At 60.2% G+C, this 17,446-nt stretch carries 18 protein-coding genes; 5 read left to right on the forward strand and 13 right to left on the reverse strand.

Annotation, left to right across the window (positions count from 1 at the left end; translation table 11 throughout):
* Positions 1–20: 20 nt before the first annotated feature.
* The gene (locus VL130_RS05935) at positions 21–821 is read left to right on the forward strand and encodes a methyltransferase (protein ID WP_325361819.1); all 801 of its coding nucleotides are present in this window, start codon (positions 21–23) and stop codon (positions 819–821) included.
* Here VL130_RS05935 and cutA read toward each other — a convergent pair.
* Positions 818–1,135, reverse strand: a complete 318-nt coding sequence (cutA, locus tag VL130_RS05940) for a divalent-cation tolerance protein CutA (protein WP_325361820.1) — start codon at positions 1,133–1,135, stop codon at positions 818–820. The genes VL130_RS05935 and cutA overlap by 4 nt on opposite strands.
* 89 nt (positions 1,136–1,224) lie before the next feature.
* On the opposite strand from cutA, the gene VL130_RS05945 reads away from it, so the two are divergent.
* On the forward strand, positions 1,225–1,647 hold the full coding sequence (locus VL130_RS05945) for a DUF3597 domain-containing protein (protein ID WP_325361821.1): 423 nt from the start codon (positions 1,225–1,227) through the stop codon (positions 1,645–1,647).
* An 80-nt stretch (positions 1,648–1,727) separates the two neighbouring features.
* Here the strand turns inward: VL130_RS05945 and VL130_RS05950 are convergent, their stop codons facing one another.
* A complete protein-coding gene (locus tag VL130_RS05950) occupies positions 1,728–3,002 on the reverse strand; it encodes a type III PLP-dependent enzyme (RefSeq protein WP_325361822.1) in 1,275 nt (424 codons plus the stop codon).
* Positions 3,003–3,308: 306 nt separating this feature from the next.
* On the opposite strand from VL130_RS05950, the gene phnD reads away from it, so the two are divergent.
* Complete coding sequence (phnD, locus tag VL130_RS05955; RefSeq protein ID WP_325361823.1) at positions 3,309–4,349, forward strand: phosphate/phosphite/phosphonate ABC transporter substrate-binding protein; 1,041 nt, start codon at positions 3,309–3,311, stop codon at positions 4,347–4,349.
* Positions 4,350–4,400: 51 nt separating this feature from the next.
* On the opposite strand, the gene VL130_RS05960 is transcribed toward phnD, so the two are convergent.
* Entirely contained in the window at positions 4,401–5,297 is an 897-nt protein-coding gene (locus tag VL130_RS05960; RefSeq protein ID WP_325361824.1) for a LysR family transcriptional regulator, read from the reverse strand.
* Between the two features lie 94 nt (positions 5,298–5,391).
* On the opposite strand from VL130_RS05960, the gene VL130_RS05965 reads away from it, so the two are divergent.
* Positions 5,392–6,144, forward strand: a complete 753-nt coding sequence (locus tag VL130_RS05965) for an SDR family NAD(P)-dependent oxidoreductase (RefSeq protein ID WP_325361825.1) — start codon at positions 5,392–5,394, stop codon at positions 6,142–6,144.
* Here the strand turns inward: VL130_RS05965 and rimM are convergent.
* From rimM to VL130_RS05985, 4 genes are all read right to left on the reverse strand, one after another.
* Positions 6,141–6,641 (reverse strand): ribosome maturation factor RimM, encoded by a 501-nt coding sequence (rimM, locus tag VL130_RS05970; protein WP_325361826.1) that lies wholly within the window; start codon positions 6,639–6,641, stop codon positions 6,141–6,143. The genes VL130_RS05965 and rimM overlap by 4 nt on opposite strands.
* Positions 6,642–6,714: 73 nt before the next feature.
* Positions 6,715–7,215, reverse strand: a complete 501-nt coding sequence (gene rpsP, locus VL130_RS05975; protein ID WP_325361827.1) for a 30S ribosomal protein S16 — start codon at positions 7,213–7,215, stop codon at positions 6,715–6,717.
* A 25-nt stretch (positions 7,216–7,240) separates the two neighbouring features.
* On the reverse strand, positions 7,241–8,815 hold the full coding sequence (gene ffh / locus VL130_RS05980; RefSeq protein WP_325361828.1) for a signal recognition particle protein: 1,575 nt from the start codon (positions 8,813–8,815) through the stop codon (positions 7,241–7,243).
* Positions 8,816–9,034: 219 nt separating this feature from the next.
* Entirely contained in the window at positions 9,035–10,972 is a 1,938-nt protein-coding gene (locus tag VL130_RS05985; protein ID WP_325361829.1) for a TonB-dependent receptor plug domain-containing protein, read from the reverse strand.
* Positions 10,973–11,170: 198 nt separating this feature from the next.
* Here VL130_RS05985 and VL130_RS05990 point away from each other — a divergent pair, with 198 nt between their 5' ends.
* Positions 11,171–12,034: a LytTR family DNA-binding domain-containing protein gene (locus VL130_RS05990; RefSeq protein ID WP_325361830.1), complete on the forward strand. Its 864-nt coding sequence runs from the start codon at positions 11,171–11,173 to the stop codon at positions 12,032–12,034.
* Here the strand turns inward: VL130_RS05990 and VL130_RS05995 are convergent.
* The 6 genes from VL130_RS05995 to VL130_RS06020 all read right to left on the reverse strand — a co-directional run bounded on the left by VL130_RS05995 (position 11,988) and on the right by VL130_RS06020 (position 17,411).
* Positions 11,988–13,265 carry a glycosyltransferase gene (locus VL130_RS05995; protein WP_325361831.1) on the reverse strand — a complete coding sequence of 426 codons (1,278 nt, stop codon included), beginning with the start codon at positions 13,263–13,265 and terminating at the stop codon, positions 11,988–11,990. The genes VL130_RS05990 and VL130_RS05995 overlap by 47 nt on opposite strands.
* Positions 13,266–13,308: 43 nt before the next feature.
* Positions 13,309–13,536, reverse strand: a complete 228-nt coding sequence (locus tag VL130_RS06000) for a hypothetical protein (protein ID WP_325361832.1) — start codon at positions 13,534–13,536, stop codon at positions 13,309–13,311.
* A 306-nt stretch (positions 13,537–13,842) separates the two neighbouring features.
* The gene (locus VL130_RS06005; RefSeq protein ID WP_325361833.1) at positions 13,843–15,048 is read right to left on the reverse strand and encodes an LL-diaminopimelate aminotransferase; all 1,206 of its coding nucleotides are present in this window, start codon (positions 15,046–15,048) and stop codon (positions 13,843–13,845) included.
* 282 nt (positions 15,049–15,330) lie between these two features.
* Positions 15,331–16,539, reverse strand: coding sequence for an MFS transporter (locus VL130_RS06010; protein ID WP_325361834.1), 1,209 nt, complete (start codon positions 16,537–16,539; stop codon positions 15,331–15,333).
* A 94-nt stretch (positions 16,540–16,633) separates the two neighbouring features.
* Complete coding sequence (locus tag VL130_RS06015; RefSeq protein ID WP_325361835.1) at positions 16,634–16,942, reverse strand: metalloregulator ArsR/SmtB family transcription factor; 309 nt, start codon at positions 16,940–16,942, stop codon at positions 16,634–16,636.
* A complete protein-coding gene (locus tag VL130_RS06020; protein WP_325361836.1) occupies positions 16,932–17,411 on the reverse strand; it encodes an SRPBCC family protein in 480 nt (159 codons plus the stop codon). Before VL130_RS06020 ends, VL130_RS06015 begins: the two co-directional genes overlap by 11 nt.
* Between the last annotated feature and the right edge of the window lie 35 nt (positions 17,412–17,446).

The following is a 17,446-nucleotide window of genomic DNA, read 5'->3' on the forward strand; positions in this document are numbered from 1 at the left end:
CTCAAAACAGGAGGATTTCCATGCTCGCTCGCCGTACTTTTATCTCCGCTTTTGTCGCCTTAAGTCTGTGTGCCGCGCCGGTTTTCGCCGCCGATCCGGCGCTGGATGCTGCCGTGGATGGTGCGTGGCGCGATGCCGGCAATAAGGCGCGCGATCAATATCGCCATCCGGTCGAGGCTTTGACTTTTTGGGGCTTAAAACCCGGCATGACCATCGTCGAGGTCGATCCCGGCGCCAAGGGCTGGTGGACTGAAATCCTGGCGCCCTATGCCAAGGCGACCGGCGGGCATTACATTGCCGCCGTACGCAATCCCAAGGACGAGAACTTCTGGAAGGAAGTCGCGGACACCTCTATCTTTGGCACGGTTTCGGCCAATACCCTGACACCCCAATCGAGTGACCTGCCAGCCAATTCGGCCGACTTCCTGCTGGTGGCGCGCGCTTTTCATAACTGGTCGCGGCAGGGCGAGACCACCGACACCTATATGAAAATCTTCTTCAATACGCTGAAACCGGGCGGCATCCTGGCGGTGGAACAGCACCGCGCGCCGGAAGGCTCAGATCCCAAGGCCGGCACCGGCTATGTGCCGGAATCCTATGTCATCGCCGCGGCTGAAAAGGCCGGATTTGTCCTCGATGGCCGCTCGGAAATCAACGCCAATCCGAAGGATACGCGCGACCATCCCTTCGGCGTCTGGACCCTGCCGCCGGTGCGCCAGAGCCAGAACGACGCCCGCACCCTGACCGACGCCGAACGGGCGGCATATGACGCCATCGGCGAGTCAGATCGTATGACGCTTAAATTCCGCAAACCGGGTTAGGTCTCAAGCGCCTCACGCAGCCACGTCGCGTAATCCTCGCTGGCCCAGACCACCGGCGTAGCGAGGATTTCCGGCACTTCGTAACTGTGATGCGCCTTGACCAGCGCTTCCAGCATCGGCAGTCGGTCGCTTAATGTCTTGGCGATCAGCATGATCTCGTCGGTTGTGTCGATCTCGCCCTTCCAGCGGTAGGTCGAGCGGATTTCGTGGCTTTGCACGCAGGCGGCCAGGTGCGCGGTGATCAGCAGGCCGGTCAGGCTTTGCGCCTCGGCCTCGTTTGCGCAGGCAATGGATACAGTAACAATATCACTCATATGATCATCCTGCGGAAATCCCTTATCGCATTTTTATAATCGTCTGGCCTAGAGAGAGGCAGGGGGTTTGGCACGACGGAGTAAAGCTTATGAGCATTTTCAGCCAAATCAAGGATTTCATCTTCCACAAACACGGCGACCAGATTGTTCCGGCGCCCCGGCAGCCGATACCCGCCGAAGACTCCAGTCATACATCCGAAGCCATCGCGCCGGCCACCACCATGGCGGACCCGATGCCGGCGCCCGTGATGGAGCAGGTCGATGTCGCGGCCATTCTCGACCAGGAAAACGCCAAACGCGAGCCGAAGCTCAACTGGCGCATGTCGATTGTCGATTTGTTGAAACTGGTCGGGCTTGAATCCGACCTCGGCGTTCGTCAGAAACTGGCGGAAGAACTGGGCTTCACCGGAGACATCCGCCATTCCGGCGCCATGAATGTGTGGCTGCACAAGCAGGTCATGCAAAAGCTGGGCGAAAACGGCGGCAAGGTGCCGGCGGAGCTGAAAAACTAATATGCAACCCGGCGGCTACACACTTATAGCACCTTACAAACACACAGGTTTGTGGGGTCGCGGACCCCACGCCCCATAAGTCAAGCCTTCGCCTTCACGCGCTTCTTGCCGCGCTTGCCGCCCTTGGGACGGTTGAGGCGAACGACCTTGTTGTCATCGGTCTCGAAAGCCTGGCGCGGATTGGTCAGGCTGCGCGGCCCCAGGCCAAACAGCGAAGCCATCGGCGCATCGTCGAGGAAGACGGTTTCCGTCTCGCCATAACCGTTGAAGCGCGTACCCATAGTGACGCCATAGGCGCCCAACATGCCGATTTCCACGTAATCGCCTTCGTTGACATCGGCCGGCAGCCAGAAGGGACCGGGCATGGAATCGATGGAATCGCAGGTCGGGCCATAGAAGCGGAAGGGCTTCAACTGCTCGTCGTCGTGGGTTTCATCCGGGCGGTGCAGGCGCACGGGGAAGGGCCACTTGGCGTGGGTGGCGTCGAACAGATTGCCGTAGGAGCCATCGTTTAGATAGAGGGCGTCGCCCTTGCGCAACTCGACCTTGGTGAGCACCGAGGTCGATTCCGCCACCAGGGCGCGGCCGGGTTCGGCCCAGAGCTGGGTTTCCTCATGCACCTTCATTTCATTAAAGGCGCGGTTGATGGTGTCGGTATATTCCGAAAGGGCGGGCGGGATCATGCCGGGATAGACCGACGGAAAGCCGCCGCCGACATCGACGATATCGGCAAACACGCCGGCGCGCACCAGCGACCGCGATGCGGCCAGCATGGCGCCGGCGTAGGCGGTCGGGCGCATACATTGCGAACCGACGTGGAACGAGATGCCCATCATGTCCTGCGTCGCCTGGCGCGTGGCCAGCAGCAGGGAAGGCGCTTCGTGCGTCTGGGCGCCGAATTTATTGGTCAGTGGCAGGTTCGAGCCTTCGCCGGAGGTGGCGAGGCGAACGACCAGGTTGAGATCCTTGGCATTGCCGGTGGCGTCGAGGATCTTGGCCAGTTCCTCATGCGTATCGAGGCTGAACGTGCGGACGCCGAAATCGAAATAGGCGCGGGCGATCGACACGCGGCTCTTGACCGGGTGCATGAAGGCGAGGCGCGCCGAGGGCAGCGTGGAGCGGACCAACTCCACTTCCTGGATCGAGGCCACGTCAAACGAGCGAATACCAGCCGCCCACAGGGTTTCCAGCACCCACACGGACGGATTGGCCTTCACGGCATAGAAGATGTCGCCTTTGAAATTAGCCTGAAACCATTGCGCGGCAACTGTGACGGGCGCGCGTCGCACGAGGGCGACGGGACGTTCCGGTGGCTGCTTGCGGACCAGGTCCAGGGCTGATTGGTAGATTTCCACCAGCATACCCTTAGATAAGTTAAACCCAGACCGGCGTTAGCAGCGATGCCTGAGCCTCAATTCCCTTAAAGATACAACATCTTTGCGAAAGAAATGAGGCAGGACCATTTGAACTCGGGGTCCGCCGGAAGTGGCGCATAAAATAGGGGAATAGTTGCGTATGTAAAGGGATAAACCGGACAGACCTGTAAAAATTTACACGGAAGCTGTCAGGCGTGATCAAATCGGTTGCCAGCACGATGAAATGCCCCATATGATTCAGGCTGGCGGCGTAATTGGGGGCAAAATCTTGGGGATGGCGGATTCATGACCGTGAGTGCTTTATCACGTAAAGCCCTGGTGGGCGCGCTGATCACCGCGAGCCTTGGGTTGTTCGCGTGCGAGCGCCTGGGTAATGGCATTGACGCGCGCCGTGATATCTCGTTCTCCGTCCTTTCCAGTGATGACGCCAAAACCCAGGCTTTGTGGGCGCCTGTGGTGACTGATCTGCAAAAGCAGACGGGCTTGCAGGTGAAAATCGTGCCATCCGTCAACTATGATGCCCAGGTGCTGGCCTTCCAGGCGAAAAAGGTGCAGGCCGGGTGGTTCCCAAACCTGAGCGGCGCGGAAGTGCTGGGGCGCGGTCACGGGGAGGTCTTCGCCGAGGCGGAGGGCGTTACGGCCTACCAGAGCCTGATCATCGTGCCCGCCACCTCGAAACTGAAAGCGGAAGACCTGCTGAAATGCGACCGCAAGGTCAGCCTTGGGCTTGGCGAGCGCCGGGCCGCGGCTTCGGGGCAGGCGCCGCTCTATTATTTCTTCCAGCCCAACAAGATCGATATGAAGACCTGCTTCAAGACGGTGACGCTAGGCACGGCGGACGAAAACGTAGCTGGGGTGGTGTCCGGCAAGCTGAACGCTGCCGCCGTCGATACCGATATCCTGCTGGCTCTCAGGCAGACGGCTCCCGAAACCTTTGCGAAGGTAAAGGTCATCTGGGCGTCGGAAGCCTTGCCGGAAGACGTGCTGATCTATCGTAACGATCTCGATCCGGTGACGCGGGAGAAGTTGCGCTCGTTTTTCCTCAGCTACGGCCGCGCCCCCGGCGCCGAGGGCGACCGCCAGCGAGGGATTCTGGCCGCCCTCCAACTCGATGGCTTCGCGCCGGAAGATGACGATCATTTTATTCCGATCCGGCTAATGAAAGCCTCGGTCGACCTGATGCGGGCCGAGCGGGCGGAGAACAAGGCACTGATCGCCAAGGCAAAGGAGCGGCTTGAGAAGGCCCGCGCCGACAAACGCGCCGCCGACGCCACGACCGCTCCGCAAGCCCCAGCCGACGCGCGGCCGGCATCAGTGGGCCGATAATCAGGGCCAGCGCACTGTCCTGCCGGTAAAGTGGTCCGCAGATAAGCCGGATCAGTCCAGGTAATCGCGCATGATTTCGGCCACCCAGTCCATGAAAGCGCGCACCCGGCGGGCCTGATGGCGGCGGCGCGGATAGATCAGGGCCACCGGCAGTGGTTCGGCCTCATATTGCGGCAGGATTTCCACCAGCCTGCCCTCGGCCACATGGCGATGATTGCCGGTACGTGGCGATTGAAGGATGCCCAGTCCCGCCACTGCCGCGCTGCTGAAGGCCTCCGTATTATTGACTGTGATGCGCCCCGGCATATCCACGACCTTGTAATCGTCACCATCGCGGTATTCAAACCCAAAGGGCCGACTGCCGAGGTGGAGGGCATAGTGGATCAAATGATGGCCCTTGAGATCGTCGAGCGTTTTCGGCTCGCCGTGGCGCGCCAGATAGTCCGGGCTGGCATAATTGCCCATGTGCATCAGACCGAGGTGACGCGACATCAGGGCGGAATCGCTTAAAACCCCTACGCGTATAACGCAGTCAAACCCTTCCGCCACCACATCTACCCGCCGATCGGTGCAGGAGAGTTCGATATTCAGTCCCGGATGCCGGTCAAGAAATTCCGGCAGGCGCGGCACCAGGAAATTGCGCGCCAGGCTGACCGGCATGTCGACGCGCAATGACCCCGTGAGGTCGCTTTTCTGCTCGAACATCGACTCCAGTTCATCGAGTTCGGCCAGCACCTCGCGGCAGCGTTCATAATAGGCCTGGCCGTCATGCGTAAGCTGGACCTTGCGCGTGGTGCGGTAAAGCAACTGCACCTTGAGATGCGCCTCAAGCTGGCTGACCGCCTGCGAAGCGCTCGATTTAGGCAAGCCAAGCGACTGCGCCGCCGCCGTGAAGCTGCTCAATTCGGCGACACGGACAAAGGCGGACATGGCTTCAAGGCGGTTCATTGTTCATATTTTCCGAACAGTGATGTGCGATGTGATCTGTTTATCGCCTTTCATGAAAACAGTAAACCTTAGCCATCACCTAAGGAGCATCCTCATGAAAATCGCACTCATCACCGGCGGTAGCCGTGGCCTCGGCCGCAACATGGCCCACCACCTGGCCGCCAGGGGCACCGATATCCTCTTCACCTACCGCTCACGCAAGGACGAGGCCGACAGTCTGATCGAGGAACTGAAACAGATGGGCCGCAAGGCTGTGGCGCTGCAACTCGATACCGGCACGACCAGTGGCTTTGATGCTTTCGCCGGCCAGGTCCGCGATGCGCTGAACGCCAACTGGGGCCGCGAGCGCTTCGATTTCCTGATCAACAATGCGGGCACCGCGCTTTATTCACCGTTCACTGATACCACCGAGGCGCAGCTCGATGACATGTTCAACATTCATTTCAAGGGCGTCTACGTCCTGACGCAGAAGCTGCTGCCGCTGATCAATGACGGCGGCGCCATCCTGAACGTCTCGTCGGGCCTGGCGCGTTTCAGCTATCCGGGGTCCTCGGCCTATGCCGCCATGAAGGGGGCCATCGACGTGCTGACCCGCTATCAGGCAGTGGAATTGGGTGCGCGTCGTATCCGCGTCAATTCGATTGCACCCGGCGCCATCGCCACCGATTTTGGCGGCGGGCGTGTACGCGACGATGCCGCCATGAACGCGGCTATCGCCGGGCGCACACCGCTGGGCCGCGTCGGCTTACCGGATGATATTGGTGGCGCGGTATCCCTGCTGTTGTCGGAAGACGCCGGCTGGATCAATGGCCAGCGTATCGAAGTTTCCGGCGGTATTCACGCCTAAATGCCGGTGAGGTCGACCACGATGCGCTTTGCGTCGAGGTCGACCTCCGGCACATTCTCGTCGCTGAACAGCAGATAAAAGCTGGGGCCTTCCAAGGGCTTTATGTCGATCAGGTCGCCGGCGCCGAAATTATCGACATTCATCACACGGCCAACCTCATTGCCGGCGGTATCGAATGCTTTCATGCCGATCAGGTCGGAGATATAGTATTCATCGTCTTCCGGCTCAGGCAGTTCTGAGCGGTCGATATAGAGCTTAAGGCCCTTGATCCTGTCGACAGCGGTCCGGTCCGGCACGCCCTCTGCCTTGACGATCAGCGTGCCCTTGTGTTCGCGTGCCTTGGTGATGACCAGGGCCGGTTCGCCCTTCTCATTGAGCAGGGGGCTGTATTCCAGCACGCTGAATGGGTCATCCATAAAGCTCAGCAGCTTGAATTCGCCTTGCAGGCCGTTGGCGGCGCTTACCTGCGCGACGAAGATCAGATCGGGTTTGGTCATAACCTGTCCATATATAGAAAAAGGGTCCGGACGCAAATCCGGACCCTCAATTTTTAGCCAGCTGTTATAAGGCTTATTGTTCTTCGGCAGGCGCTTCTTCGGCGGCCACTTCTTCAGCAGGCGCTTCTTCAGCCGGGGCCTCTTCAACAACCGGGGCATTCTTGGCAGCTTCGGCTTCCGCAGCGGCGGCTTCCTTGGCGGCGGCGGCATCGGCCTTGGCAGCGGCTTCGGCGTCGATACGGTCCTGTTCGCGCTGGGCGCGTTCAGCGGCGCGTTCCTGCGCCTTCTTGCCCGGAACAGCCTTTTGCGGGTTATTGCCGTGTTCCCACTTCACCAGGCCCTCTTGCGACAGGAAGCGCGCAACGCGGTCGGTCGGCTGGGCGCCCTTCTTGAGCCATTCGGCGATGCGCTCGACCTTGAGCGTAACGCGCTGGGCGTCCTTCGGCAGCATCGGGTTATAGGTGCCGACCTTTTCGATGAACTTGCCGTCGCGGGCGGCGGTCGCGTCAGCGATGACGATGGTGTAGTAAGGGCGCTTCTTGGAGCCACCGCGGGACAGACGAATCTTAAGCATTTCAGTATCCTAGAGTTAAAAAGAGTTATTTCTTTGTAGGGTCGAATGGCTTTGCGCCCGGCAAACCGGGAAGGCCACCAAACAGGCCCGAAGAGGGTTGAGCATCGGGCAGCTTGCCGCCACCGAGCGCCTTGAGTTTGTCGAGATCGAGCGCCGGATTGAGGCCTTCCAGCGGATTGCCGCCAGGACCGGCCTGGGTATTGACGCCCATCTTCTTGGCGATATCGGCCATGTTGGGCTGCGCACCGCCGCCCATGCCAAACATTTTCGCCATCTGGCCCATCTGGCCGCGGCCATTGGAGCGCGACATCATCTTGAAGGTATCGGCCATCTGGCGGTGCTGCTTGAGCAGGCGGTTGATTTCGGCGACATCGACACCGGCGCCGGCGGCAATGCGGCGCTTGCGCGAGGCATTCAGCAGGTCTGGCTTCTTGCGCTCCAGCTTGGTCATCGAGGAGATGATGGCCACCTGACGATCAAAGATCTTATCGTTGAAGTTCGATTCCTCGATCTGCTTCTTGACCTTCTGCACGCCGGGGAGCAGCCCCATAATGCCGGTCATGCCGCCCATCTTCTTCATCTGATTGAGCTGACCGGCGAGGTCGTTCAGGTCGAACTGGCCCTTGGCCATCTTGCGCGCCATGGCCTCGGCCTGGGCGGTATCAAGTTCCTGTGCGGCTTTTTCGACGAGGGCGACGACGTCACCCTGGCCGAGGATACGGCCGGCGATGCGGCGGGCATCAAATACGTCAAGCGCATCGACCTTTTCACCGGCGCCGAGATATTTGATCGGCAGGCCGGTAGTGGCGCGCATCGAAAGCATGGCGCCGCCCCGGCCATCGCCATCGGCACGGGTCAGGATCAGGCCGGTCAGCGGCAGGCGCTCATGGAAGGCAGCGGCCGTGCGCACGGCGTCCTGGCCGGTGAGGCTGTCGGCGACCAGGAAGGTTTCGGTCGGGTTCGAGATTTTGGCGATCTCGGCGGCTTCCGCCATCAGCGCTTCATCGAGCGTGGTGCGGCCGGCGGTATCGAGGATCAGGACGTCGAAGCCTTGCAGCTTGGCCGATTGCAGGGCGCGGCGGGTAATTTCGGCGGGGCTTTGGCCGGCGACGATGGGCAGGACGGCGACATCGACCTGTTCACCGAGCAGCTTGAGCTGTTCCATGGCGGCCGGACGGCGCGTATCGAGCGACGCCATCATGACCTTCTTGCGGTCGAACTTGGTCAGGCGCAGGGCCAGCTTGGCCGAGGTCGTGGTTTTACCCGAGCCTTGCAGGCCGGCCATCAGGATGACGACGGGCGGCACGGCGGCGAGATTGAGCGGCACCGGCTCTTCGCCGCCCAGCATGTCGATCAGGCCGTCATAGACGATCTTGACCACCTGGTCGGCGGGGCGGACAGCCTTGATGACCGCTTCGCCGGTGGCCATTTCCTTGGCGCGGGCCATGAACTGGCGCACGACCGGCAGGGCGACATCGGCTTCCAGCAGGGCGACACGCACTTCGCGCAGGGCCTCGTCGACATCCTTTTCCGAAAGGACGCCGCGGCCGCTGAGGCGGTCAAACAAACCGGAAAGACGGTCGTTCAAGCTGTCGAACATTGCCAAAACCTTTAGTTAGCCTGCGCTTTGACCGGCTTTACCGAAAACAAAAAACCCCCGAGGGCGCAACGCGCTGTCGGGGAGCCTCCTCATCCTCGTTATTCCATTAGGAAAGGTCGTGATGACAAAGGGTTTATCGGTAAAGCGCAAGTCCGGCGCGGATGTGGCCGGTTCTTTGGCCCATAAGGCCGCAAGAGTCAAGGCCACATCAGACCGGCATCAGAAACTGCGACTAAGCGAAACGGTCAGCATCGGGGGTGTTCGAATATCCCAGATTTCGCTGCCATTCCTTGTGGCGGACCTATTGGGGGCGTAGAGGGTGCGATAGTAGGTGTTTCGTATACCCGCCAGGCCGTTTACCTCCACACGCAGCTTCGAGCGCAGGAACCGGCTGGTTTCCACGAACAGACTCCATTCGGTCGAGTGCTCATGCAGACGCACCTCATCCGCATACCATAGACGGGCCTCGAAGCCGCGCGCATAATCAATGCCCCACGATAATTTGGCGGCCGCGATATCCTGGCGGAATGAAATCGTAATTTCAGCGGGACGCTGGCCGGTAATGTCACGTCTTACGCGCGTTATCGGATCTGCGATTATGGAATCAAGATACACATAATGCAGCCTGATCAGACCGCCAGCGACATAGACATCGAGCGGCAGTTCAAGATTTGCCGCCAGGCTCCAGACCCGTGCGCTTTTCACATTGACGACGCCTATATCACCAGAGGGCAGGACCGAAGCCTCAAGCCCGTTTTCGCGCCAGTCATAAAAGGCACTGAGGTTGAAGGCCCCGCGTGTGCCGAAGCGCCGGTCATAGTCGAGGGAGAGAGTGGTTTTGCTATCTGGCCCTAGATCGGCATTTCCGGAAGACGCCGTGCCCTGCGCCAGATTGGCCGACGCCGCGAAATCGCCGAATGATAGCTGGCCGACAGACCGCCGCAGGGAAAGGCGCAGGCTGCTGTCGGGGTCCGGGGCATAAGATGCTGTCAGGTGCGGCTTCAGAAAGGCGAAGCGGTTGCTGGTGTCCCTGTCGTCTTCGGATTTTATCCGCGACACTTCATAAGCGGCCCCGGCGGTCAGCAGCCATTTGCGGGATACCTGCCAGTTTAATGCCCCGAAAACCTCCGCGCGGCCTTCGGACACAAAGATCTGATCCGGATCGGCACCGGTCATGACGGATCGGCTATCGAGCGTGTTCCAGGCAAGCTCAACGCCGCCTTCCGGCCGCAAGGGGCTGTCACCACCTTTTGTCACGGCGGCCCGCAATATACCCTCACGCGATACAGAACGGTTTTCAAAACGATCGGTTGTCTGCAAGGTCGTTGCCGTTGTTCCGCTCTGACTGAGAGAGTCCGAATCGAGATCGACGACATTGGCCAAGGCAAGAAGTTTCAGACTGTAGTCATGGCCCAGCCCGCGCGTCCAGTCGGTACTGACCTCACCCCGTCGGCGGCCCGTATGCTTGGGGAAACGATCGGTCTGGTTATCATTGCGGAACAGAAAGGCCTCGCTCAGACGGGCCTCAGCCACCATGAAATTGGCCGTCATCCGCCCCTGAGCGACGTCGCCGTCAAGGCTCAGACGTTGAGACCATTCCGGGTAATCCGTGCGATAGGACAGGTCGTCCTGCCGGACCGGCTTGCCTGCCGCATCGAACGACAGGCGTGAACCATGTGACCGCTCTCCGGTCGCGTCAAACATCGTCGTCGAGGCCAGATTAAAACCGGCAAAGGTTCGGCTGGCCGTCACCACGGCGCTTCCGAAGTGGCCCTCCGCCATGCCGGAGAGACTGAGACTACCAGACAGACTCTGGATATTCCGGACACGGATGATATTAGCAATGGCGCTCTGACCCGACACATCGTTCGCGGACACACCGCCCCTTATGATGACAATACGTGCCACCTGCCCGGCCGGAATGGCGGAAAGCGCCGCCGCCAGCCCGCCGCTTTTCGTGGCGGGCCGCTCGCCGTCAATCAGCACATTGCCGCCCGCCTCGGAAAATCCGCGCAACCCCGCATCGCCCGGATCAAAACTGAAGCCGGGCAGGTGCTTCACCATGTCGAGCGCCGTCTGAGGTGAAAAGGGGGTGAAATAGGCGGCTGGATAGGCTTCCTGCGCGCCGCAAACGGATGCGAGCGTAAAATACGTCATCGTAAATATGGAAAAAGCGAACCTATTCCTGCGCTTGCGACGGCCATCACGCTGATGTACAGATTGCATGAGTTTGAATCCCCTGATGTTTTGGATGGCATCAAGGTATCCATCTGCGCTGCTCAGGCTAGCGGAGAGGGGCGTCTGACAGGGTGGCCGGGACAGCTAACAGGCATGGGGACGAAAGGTGGATATGGCGTGACGAATGACAGCGACAGATTGCGACGTTTGGCGCCGTCCGTGGTCGTGAGCGGACTGCTCGTCATCGCCGTGGCGGGAAATGTGGCGTCAGGCCTCGATCAGGCCGCGCGAATGGGCCGTCCCGCCGAACTGTTCGCCCTGGTCGTCGATGAAATAACCAGCGGATTGATCTGGCTGCTGCTCGTACCGGCTATTGTCCGGATTTTCCGCATCGCCCTGCCGTCTAGAATGCCGGCGCCCGCTATACCCGCGGCCCATGCGCTTGCCATTCCTATCGTGTCCCTGATCCATTTTGTGCTGACACGTGCCCTGCGAATTGTCATCTATGCCACCAAGGGTGAGGCCTATATCTTCCGTTTCACGTGGTCGGATTTCGTTGCCGATCTTTACAAGGACGTACTAACCTATCTGTTGCTGGGCCTGATCTATCTCGGAACGGAATATCTTCTGGCCGTACGCGCGAAATCCGCCAGCGCCTCTCAAACGAAGGCGCGCCCTGCCGCGGTGATCGATGTGCGCGATGGCGCGCAAACCCTTTATGTGCCGGCCAGTGACATTTTATGGGCGGAAGCGGCTGGTAATTATGTCGAGCTGCACGTTACGTCAGGGCGAGCCCTGCTGATGCGCTCGACCCTGGCCAGCCTTGCCCGACGACTAAACGGCGCGGGTTTTCTGCGCATTCACCGGTCACGGCTGGTCAATCCGGCGGCCATCACCGCTTGTGAAAACCTGCCGGCGGGAGACGCCTGCCTGCATTTGACGAATGGCGCCAAAATATCCGTAAGCCGGACCTATCGCGCGGCGCTACAAAAGGTCATGGCTGCGCGGGTAATGGATCTTCCGCTTGAAGATACGCGTTGAACGGCAGCTCTGCCAGCGCATCATGCCGCCACGGCGCGTGCAGGTCGCGGATGGCCTGAACGCCGGCCTCTCCCAGGGCCTTGCGCAGCCCCGGCTGATCGGTCAACTGGCGGATATCGGTCACGGCCTCGAAAATATGCGGATCGGCCCAGACCTGCATCAGGTCGCGCTTGACGATACTATAGCCGCCCTCCGGATCGGAGACCGGAATCAGCGACGCCTTGATCAGCCGCGAATTTTCCGGCGTCATGAAATCAATATTGCCCGACCAGTCGGTGGCGATCACCGCCACGCCGGCGGCCATCGCTTCCGCCAGGGTCAGGCCAAAACCTTCGGCGCGATGGAGCGAGACAAGGATATCGAACGCGCCGATGTAGGCTTCCATATCGGCTTCGCTCAGGCGGTCGCTCATGACGCGGATATCGCTGCGCGCGGCCGCCATCGCCAAAAGCCGCCGCTCGCTGGCGCGGTCATCTGACAGGTCGCTGACCTTGACGGTCAGGCGCGCCACCGGGTTCTCCTGCGGAAACGCTTCTTGCCAGGCGATCAGGACGCCCCAGGGATTTTTGCGGGCCGCTGACGACTTGGTATCGAACAGGCACAGGACTTCGCACAGCTCATCGGACAGGCCGAATTTTGCACGGGCCAGGGCGTGACGTGCCGGCGGCGGCAGGGGCACCGGATGCGGCATGATGCGCAGGCGCGGGATCAGGTCGGCACGCAGGGCGTCATTGAAGGTGGCCACCAGGGCGTCATGGACGAAGCGGCTCGGCACCCAGATTTCATGCAGGTATTCGGCGATCCGTATCCAGCCATGCGGCGCCTTGGGGGTTTCCCACGCCCAATAGGCGATGCGATAACGGTCGGCCCACTGCGCCGGTTCATGCGCCATCAGGGCCACCAGCACTTCCGGCGCATTGGCATGGATATACCAGACGCCGCCCTTGCCGGGCAAGTCCGCGCCCTCGCTGACGAACTGTTTGAAGCAGGGGCGCAGGTCATGTTCGATGATATCGTAACCCGCCGCCCGGAAGGCCTGCGCGCTCAGGCGGCCGCCCTGCGCCACACCGGTGGTTTCACTGAAAAAGGCGGAAACAACGAACGGCCCTTTGATCAACCCCTCCGGCACAGCTTTCGCCCAGCCGCTGGACTTCGCCCGGCTGAGCAGGTTCAAAGCGCCATGAATCAGCGGCAGCCGATATTTCAGGGGAAGATGTCTCAGGCCCAGCATGTTATAAACCGGCAGAAAAACCTGCCTATACAGGCTTATCGGCTCAAAGGCCAAGCCATTTGCGGCGTTGCGACCAGTAGGACTGGAATTGATCCGCCTGATCCTTGTCCTCGAAGGTCACGACCTTGATCTGATGATCGCCCATAGGGTCGGAACGCACGGAAATGGAATCGGCATCGGTGACGGCGGCGGCTTCGACGAATTTAAAAAAGGCCCCAAAGAAGGCGTCTTGCTCGGAATCGGTATTCAGATCGAACTCTAAACTGACCACGCTGGCACCTCTGACTTCGTTTACCTGACATAGCTAGGACCCGTAGGCGCTAAACACCATGCGAAACCCAAGCCGGAATTATCAGGGTTCTGCAAAAACTGTGCCTAAAACTGTGCACTGCACAAAATATAGTGAAACCTATTCATGGCTGTGAGTCAAAAAAATTAAGCAAAACTTAATGCTCAAGGCGCGCGTCTGTGTCCGCAAAGACGCTTAACGCAGGGATGACAGCCTTGTCACCCCTGCGATCAATTTATTTTGAGACAGTTTTGAAGTTGTCAGTATTCGGACAACAAACGAAAAAAGTTATACTTTTTCCGCAGCCTTGATCGTCTTGTCGTTCGGCAGCAGCAGTTTTTTGACATTCCTGGCAGCCTGGCGAATGCGCGCCTCGTTCTCGACGAGACCGAGACGGACATAGCCTTCGCCATATTCGCCGAAGCCGAGGCCCGGCGCCACGGCAACGTGCGCTTCCTCGATCAGCATCTTGGCGAATTCCATCGACCCCATGTGCTCGAACTTGGGCGGAATCTTCGCCCAGGCGAACATAGAGGCCGGCGGCGCGGGAATATCCCAGCCGGCGCGCTTCATGGAATCGATCAGCACGTCACGGCGCGATTTGTAGGTGGCGCGAATCTCGGCGACATTATCCTGCGGTCCATTCAGTGCGGCGGCCGCGGCCACCTGGATCGGGGCGAAACCACCGTAATCGAGATAGGATTTCACACGGGCCAGCGCGGCGCAGATTTGGGCGTTGCCGACCACCATGCCGACGCGCCAGCCGGCCATGGCGTAGGTTTTCGACAGCGAATTGATCTCGACCGAGCGCTCGATGGCGCCTTCGACCTGAAGGATCGACGGCGGCGGGTTATCCTCGAAATAGATTTCCGAATAGGCGATATCGCTGAGCACGATCAGGTCGTGCTTTTTGGCGATGCGGATGACTTCCTTGTAGAAATCGAGATCGACCCATTGCGCCGTCGGGTTCGACGGATATGAGACGATCATCACCGATGGCGTCGGCACCGAATGCTTGACCGCTTTTTCTATGCCGGAGAGATATTGCTCCGGCGTCAGCGCCGGCACATGGCGGATCACCCCGCCGGCCATCAGGAAGCCGAAGGCGTGGATCGGATAGGCCGGATTAGGGCAGATGATCGTATCGCCCGGCGCGGTGATGGCCATGGCGAGGTTGGCGAAGCCTTCCTTCGAGCCGAGCGTGGCGACGACTTCGGTATCCGGGTTGAGTTTCACGCCATAACGGCGGTCGTAATAGCCGGCCATAGCCTTGCGCAGGCCCTGCACGCCCTTGGAGACGCTATAGCCATGCGTCTTCGGCTTCCTGACCGTCTCGATCAGCTTGTCGACAATATGCGGTGCCGTCGCCATGTCGGGATTGCCCATGCCGAAATCGATGATGTCCGTGCCCGCCGCTCGCAGACGCGCCTTCACCTTGTTGACTTCTTCGAAGACATAGGGAGGCAGGCGGCGGATACGGTAAAAGTCACGCATGACGAACTCAGAGCCTTTTGGCAGGAGGGATGGGAAGCGTCATATGGCGCATCACGGTTCGTTTGTCATCCCGCCAAGGCCATTTTTTTCGGAATATTTTGCACAAATGTCGGAAATTATCCGAAGGCGGTAATATTGGACACAGAGAAGTCAGAACCCCACCACCATCTTCGCTTCGCTCGATGGTCCCCCTCCCCGACAAGCGGGGAGGTACAGAAAAGAATCGTTCCTCCCCGCTTGTCGGGGAGGGGGACCGCGCCGTAGGCGTGGTGGTGGGGTATCTTACTTTATCAAACCCGCGCGCCGCCGGTTATCCAGCAACGACACGATCCAGATGGCAAAACCGCCAAGCGCCAGGCAGACACCCACATACCCCGTCTCGTTGAAAGCGGCGCCACGGGCAATCACCATGCCGGCCAGCAACGGCCCCAAGGCATTGGCGAAGTTGAAGGCCGAGTGATTGAGCGCCGCCGCCATCGTCTGGGCGTCGCCGGCCACGTCCATCAGACGGGTTTGCAGCATGATCCCCAAACCCCCGCCGCCACCGATCATGAAGACGACCAGGCTGATCGCCCAGACATTATGCGCCGCGAACGGATAGACGCCGAGCCAAAAGGCGCTCCACAGCAGGCACAGCCCAATAGCCGGCATCTGCGCCTTGTCCGCTGCCCAGCCGCAGAACAGCGTGCCGACCGTCATGCCGAGACCAAACAGACACAGCACCACCGGCACAAAACCGGCCGTCACATGCGTGACGGTCAGGAGCGTCGAGGCGACATAAGTGTAGACGGCGAACATGCCGCCGAAACCGATGGCGCCAATGCCGAGCGTCAACCACACCTGTCCGCGTTTCAGCGCGCCCAGTTCACGCATGGGATGCGCATCGAGATCGCGGGCCTGTTTCGGCGCGAAGACCCAGACCAGCCCCATGGTCAGGGCCGAAAGCACCGCCACCAGTCCGAAACCGGCGCGCCAGCCAATCACCTGCCCCATCCAGTTGGCCGCCGGCACGCCGATGACCGTGGCGATGGTCAGGCCGAGCATGATGCGCGCCACGGCCTGCGCGCGCTTTTCAACCGGCACGATCGACGCCCCGACCAGTGAGGCGACGCCGAAATAGGCGCCGTGCGGCACACCACTAATGAAGCGGAAAAACAGCATCCAGTGATAATCAGGGGCGAGCGCGCTCAGGCCGTTGGCGATGCCGAAGACCAGCATCAGCATGATCAGCAGGAACTTACGCGACAGCCGCGCCGCCAGGACGGCGATGGTCGGCGCGCCCACTACGACGCCAAGCGCATAGGCGCTGATGACATGGCCCGCCGTCGCCGGATCGATATGCAGATCCTGCGAGAAATAGGGCAGCAGACTCATGGTGGCGAATTCGGTGGTGCCGATGGCAAAACTGCCCATAGCCAGCGCAAACAGCACCACGCCCGGACGGCGCGCGGGCGCGGCATTGATTACCGCACCGGGGGCAAGGCTTTCCATATTCAGAACTCGCAACACACACAGATTAGACGCGTATTTACACGGCGCTATAATGGATTACGAGGCTTTTGAGGTCACTTATTGTTGCGCCGCATCAATTCTCGACGTGAACGCGCAGGCGTTCCAGGGCGCCATCCCACTGGCGGGAGATGATATCGAGGTAATGTCGGGCGTCATCAAAGCGGAGCCGTTCCAGTTGCCAGACCGTCGTGCGACCGAGACGCGTACAGGTGACCAGCCCGGCCTTTTCCAGCACATGCAGATGCTTGGTGACGGCCTGACGGGTCATGTCCGCCTCGCCGGTCAGGCTGACGATCGAGGCGGGGCCGGTCCGCAACTGCTCGACCAGGGCCAGACGGGTTTCGTCACCCAGGGCCGCAAAAACCGCCGCTTCAGAAGGCAAGGTAGGCCTCGATCAATCTGGTCTGGGCTTCCCAGCCGCCGTCATTGGCGGTGAAGGCCTTGGCGCGACGCTCAAGCGGGATGTGCTCGAAACCGGATTCAGTGATCATCAGACGGACGCCCTCCACGACCTCCGACAGGACGAAGGTGCATAGCGTCATCGGTTCCTGGCTGTAATCGAAGTCCTTTTCGACGCCGTAAGGATGCCAGTGAAACGAGAACCGCGTCTGCGGCGTGATCTCACCGACCACGATCTCAAAGGGTGTGCCTTCATACGGTTTCTGCATGGCCGCGATCTCGTCATTGACGGCGGTCGGCACGATGACGCCCCTCAGTTTTTCGCTGGCCTTGAACGGTCCATCGAAACGGACGCCGAACCACTGACCGAATTCATCGGCATGACTGATCGCCGCCCAGACCTTTTCCAGTGGCGCTTTGAGTATAATTTCCTTGCGGATTTCATTTTGCATCTGGCAACTCCCTGGTTGCCTTTTACGCTTTGTGC

This window comes from Asticcacaulis sp., from assembly GCF_035497195.1.
Taxonomy (GTDB): Bacteria; Pseudomonadota; Alphaproteobacteria; order Caulobacterales; family Caulobacteraceae; genus Asticcacaulis.

Bases quoted from the DNA above. Each gene is read 5' to 3' on its own strand.
- rpsP (WP_325361827.1), bottom strand. From the start codon at position 7,215: ATGCTTAAGATTCGTCTGTCCCGCGGTGGCTCCAAGAAGCGCCCTTAC.
- VL130_RS06020 (WP_325361836.1), bottom strand. From the start codon at position 17,411: ATGCAAAATGAAATCCGCAAGGAAATTATACTCAAAGCGCCACTGGAA.
- VL130_RS06010 (WP_325361834.1), bottom strand. From the start codon at position 16,539: ATGGAAAGCCTTGCCCCCGGTGCGGTAATCAATGCCGCGCCCGCGCGC.
- rimM (WP_325361826.1), bottom strand. From the start codon at position 6,641: ATGACCAAACCCGATCTGATCTTCGTCGCGCAGGTAAGCGCCGCCAAC.
- ffh (WP_325361828.1), bottom strand. From the start codon at position 8,815: ATGTTCGACAGCTTGAACGACCGTCTTTCCGGTTTGTTTGACCGCCTC.
- VL130_RS05960 (WP_325361824.1), bottom strand. From the start codon at position 5,297: ATGAACCGCCTTGAAGCCATGTCCGCCTTTGTCCGTGTCGCCGAATTG.
- VL130_RS05935 (WP_325361819.1), top strand. From the start codon at position 21: ATGCTCGCTCGCCGTACTTTTATCTCCGCTTTTGTCGCCTTAAGTCTG.
- phnD (WP_325361823.1), top strand. From the start codon at position 3,309: ATGACCGTGAGTGCTTTATCACGTAAAGCCCTGGTGGGCGCGCTGATC.
- VL130_RS05965 (WP_325361825.1), top strand. From the start codon at position 5,392: ATGAAAATCGCACTCATCACCGGCGGTAGCCGTGGCCTCGGCCGCAAC.
- VL130_RS05985 (WP_325361829.1), bottom strand. From the start codon at position 10,972: ATGACGTATTTTACGCTCGCATCCGTTTGCGGCGCGCAGGAAGCCTAT.
- cutA (WP_325361820.1), bottom strand. From the start codon at position 1,135: ATGAGTGATATTGTTACTGTATCCATTGCCTGCGCAAACGAGGCCGAG.
- VL130_RS05995 (WP_325361831.1), bottom strand. From the start codon at position 13,265: ATGCTGGGCCTGAGACATCTTCCCCTGAAATATCGGCTGCCGCTGATT.
- VL130_RS05945 (WP_325361821.1), top strand. From the start codon at position 1,225: ATGAGCATTTTCAGCCAAATCAAGGATTTCATCTTCCACAAACACGGC.
- VL130_RS06005 (WP_325361833.1), bottom strand. From the start codon at position 15,048: ATGCGTGACTTTTACCGTATCCGCCGCCTGCCTCCCTATGTCTTCGAA.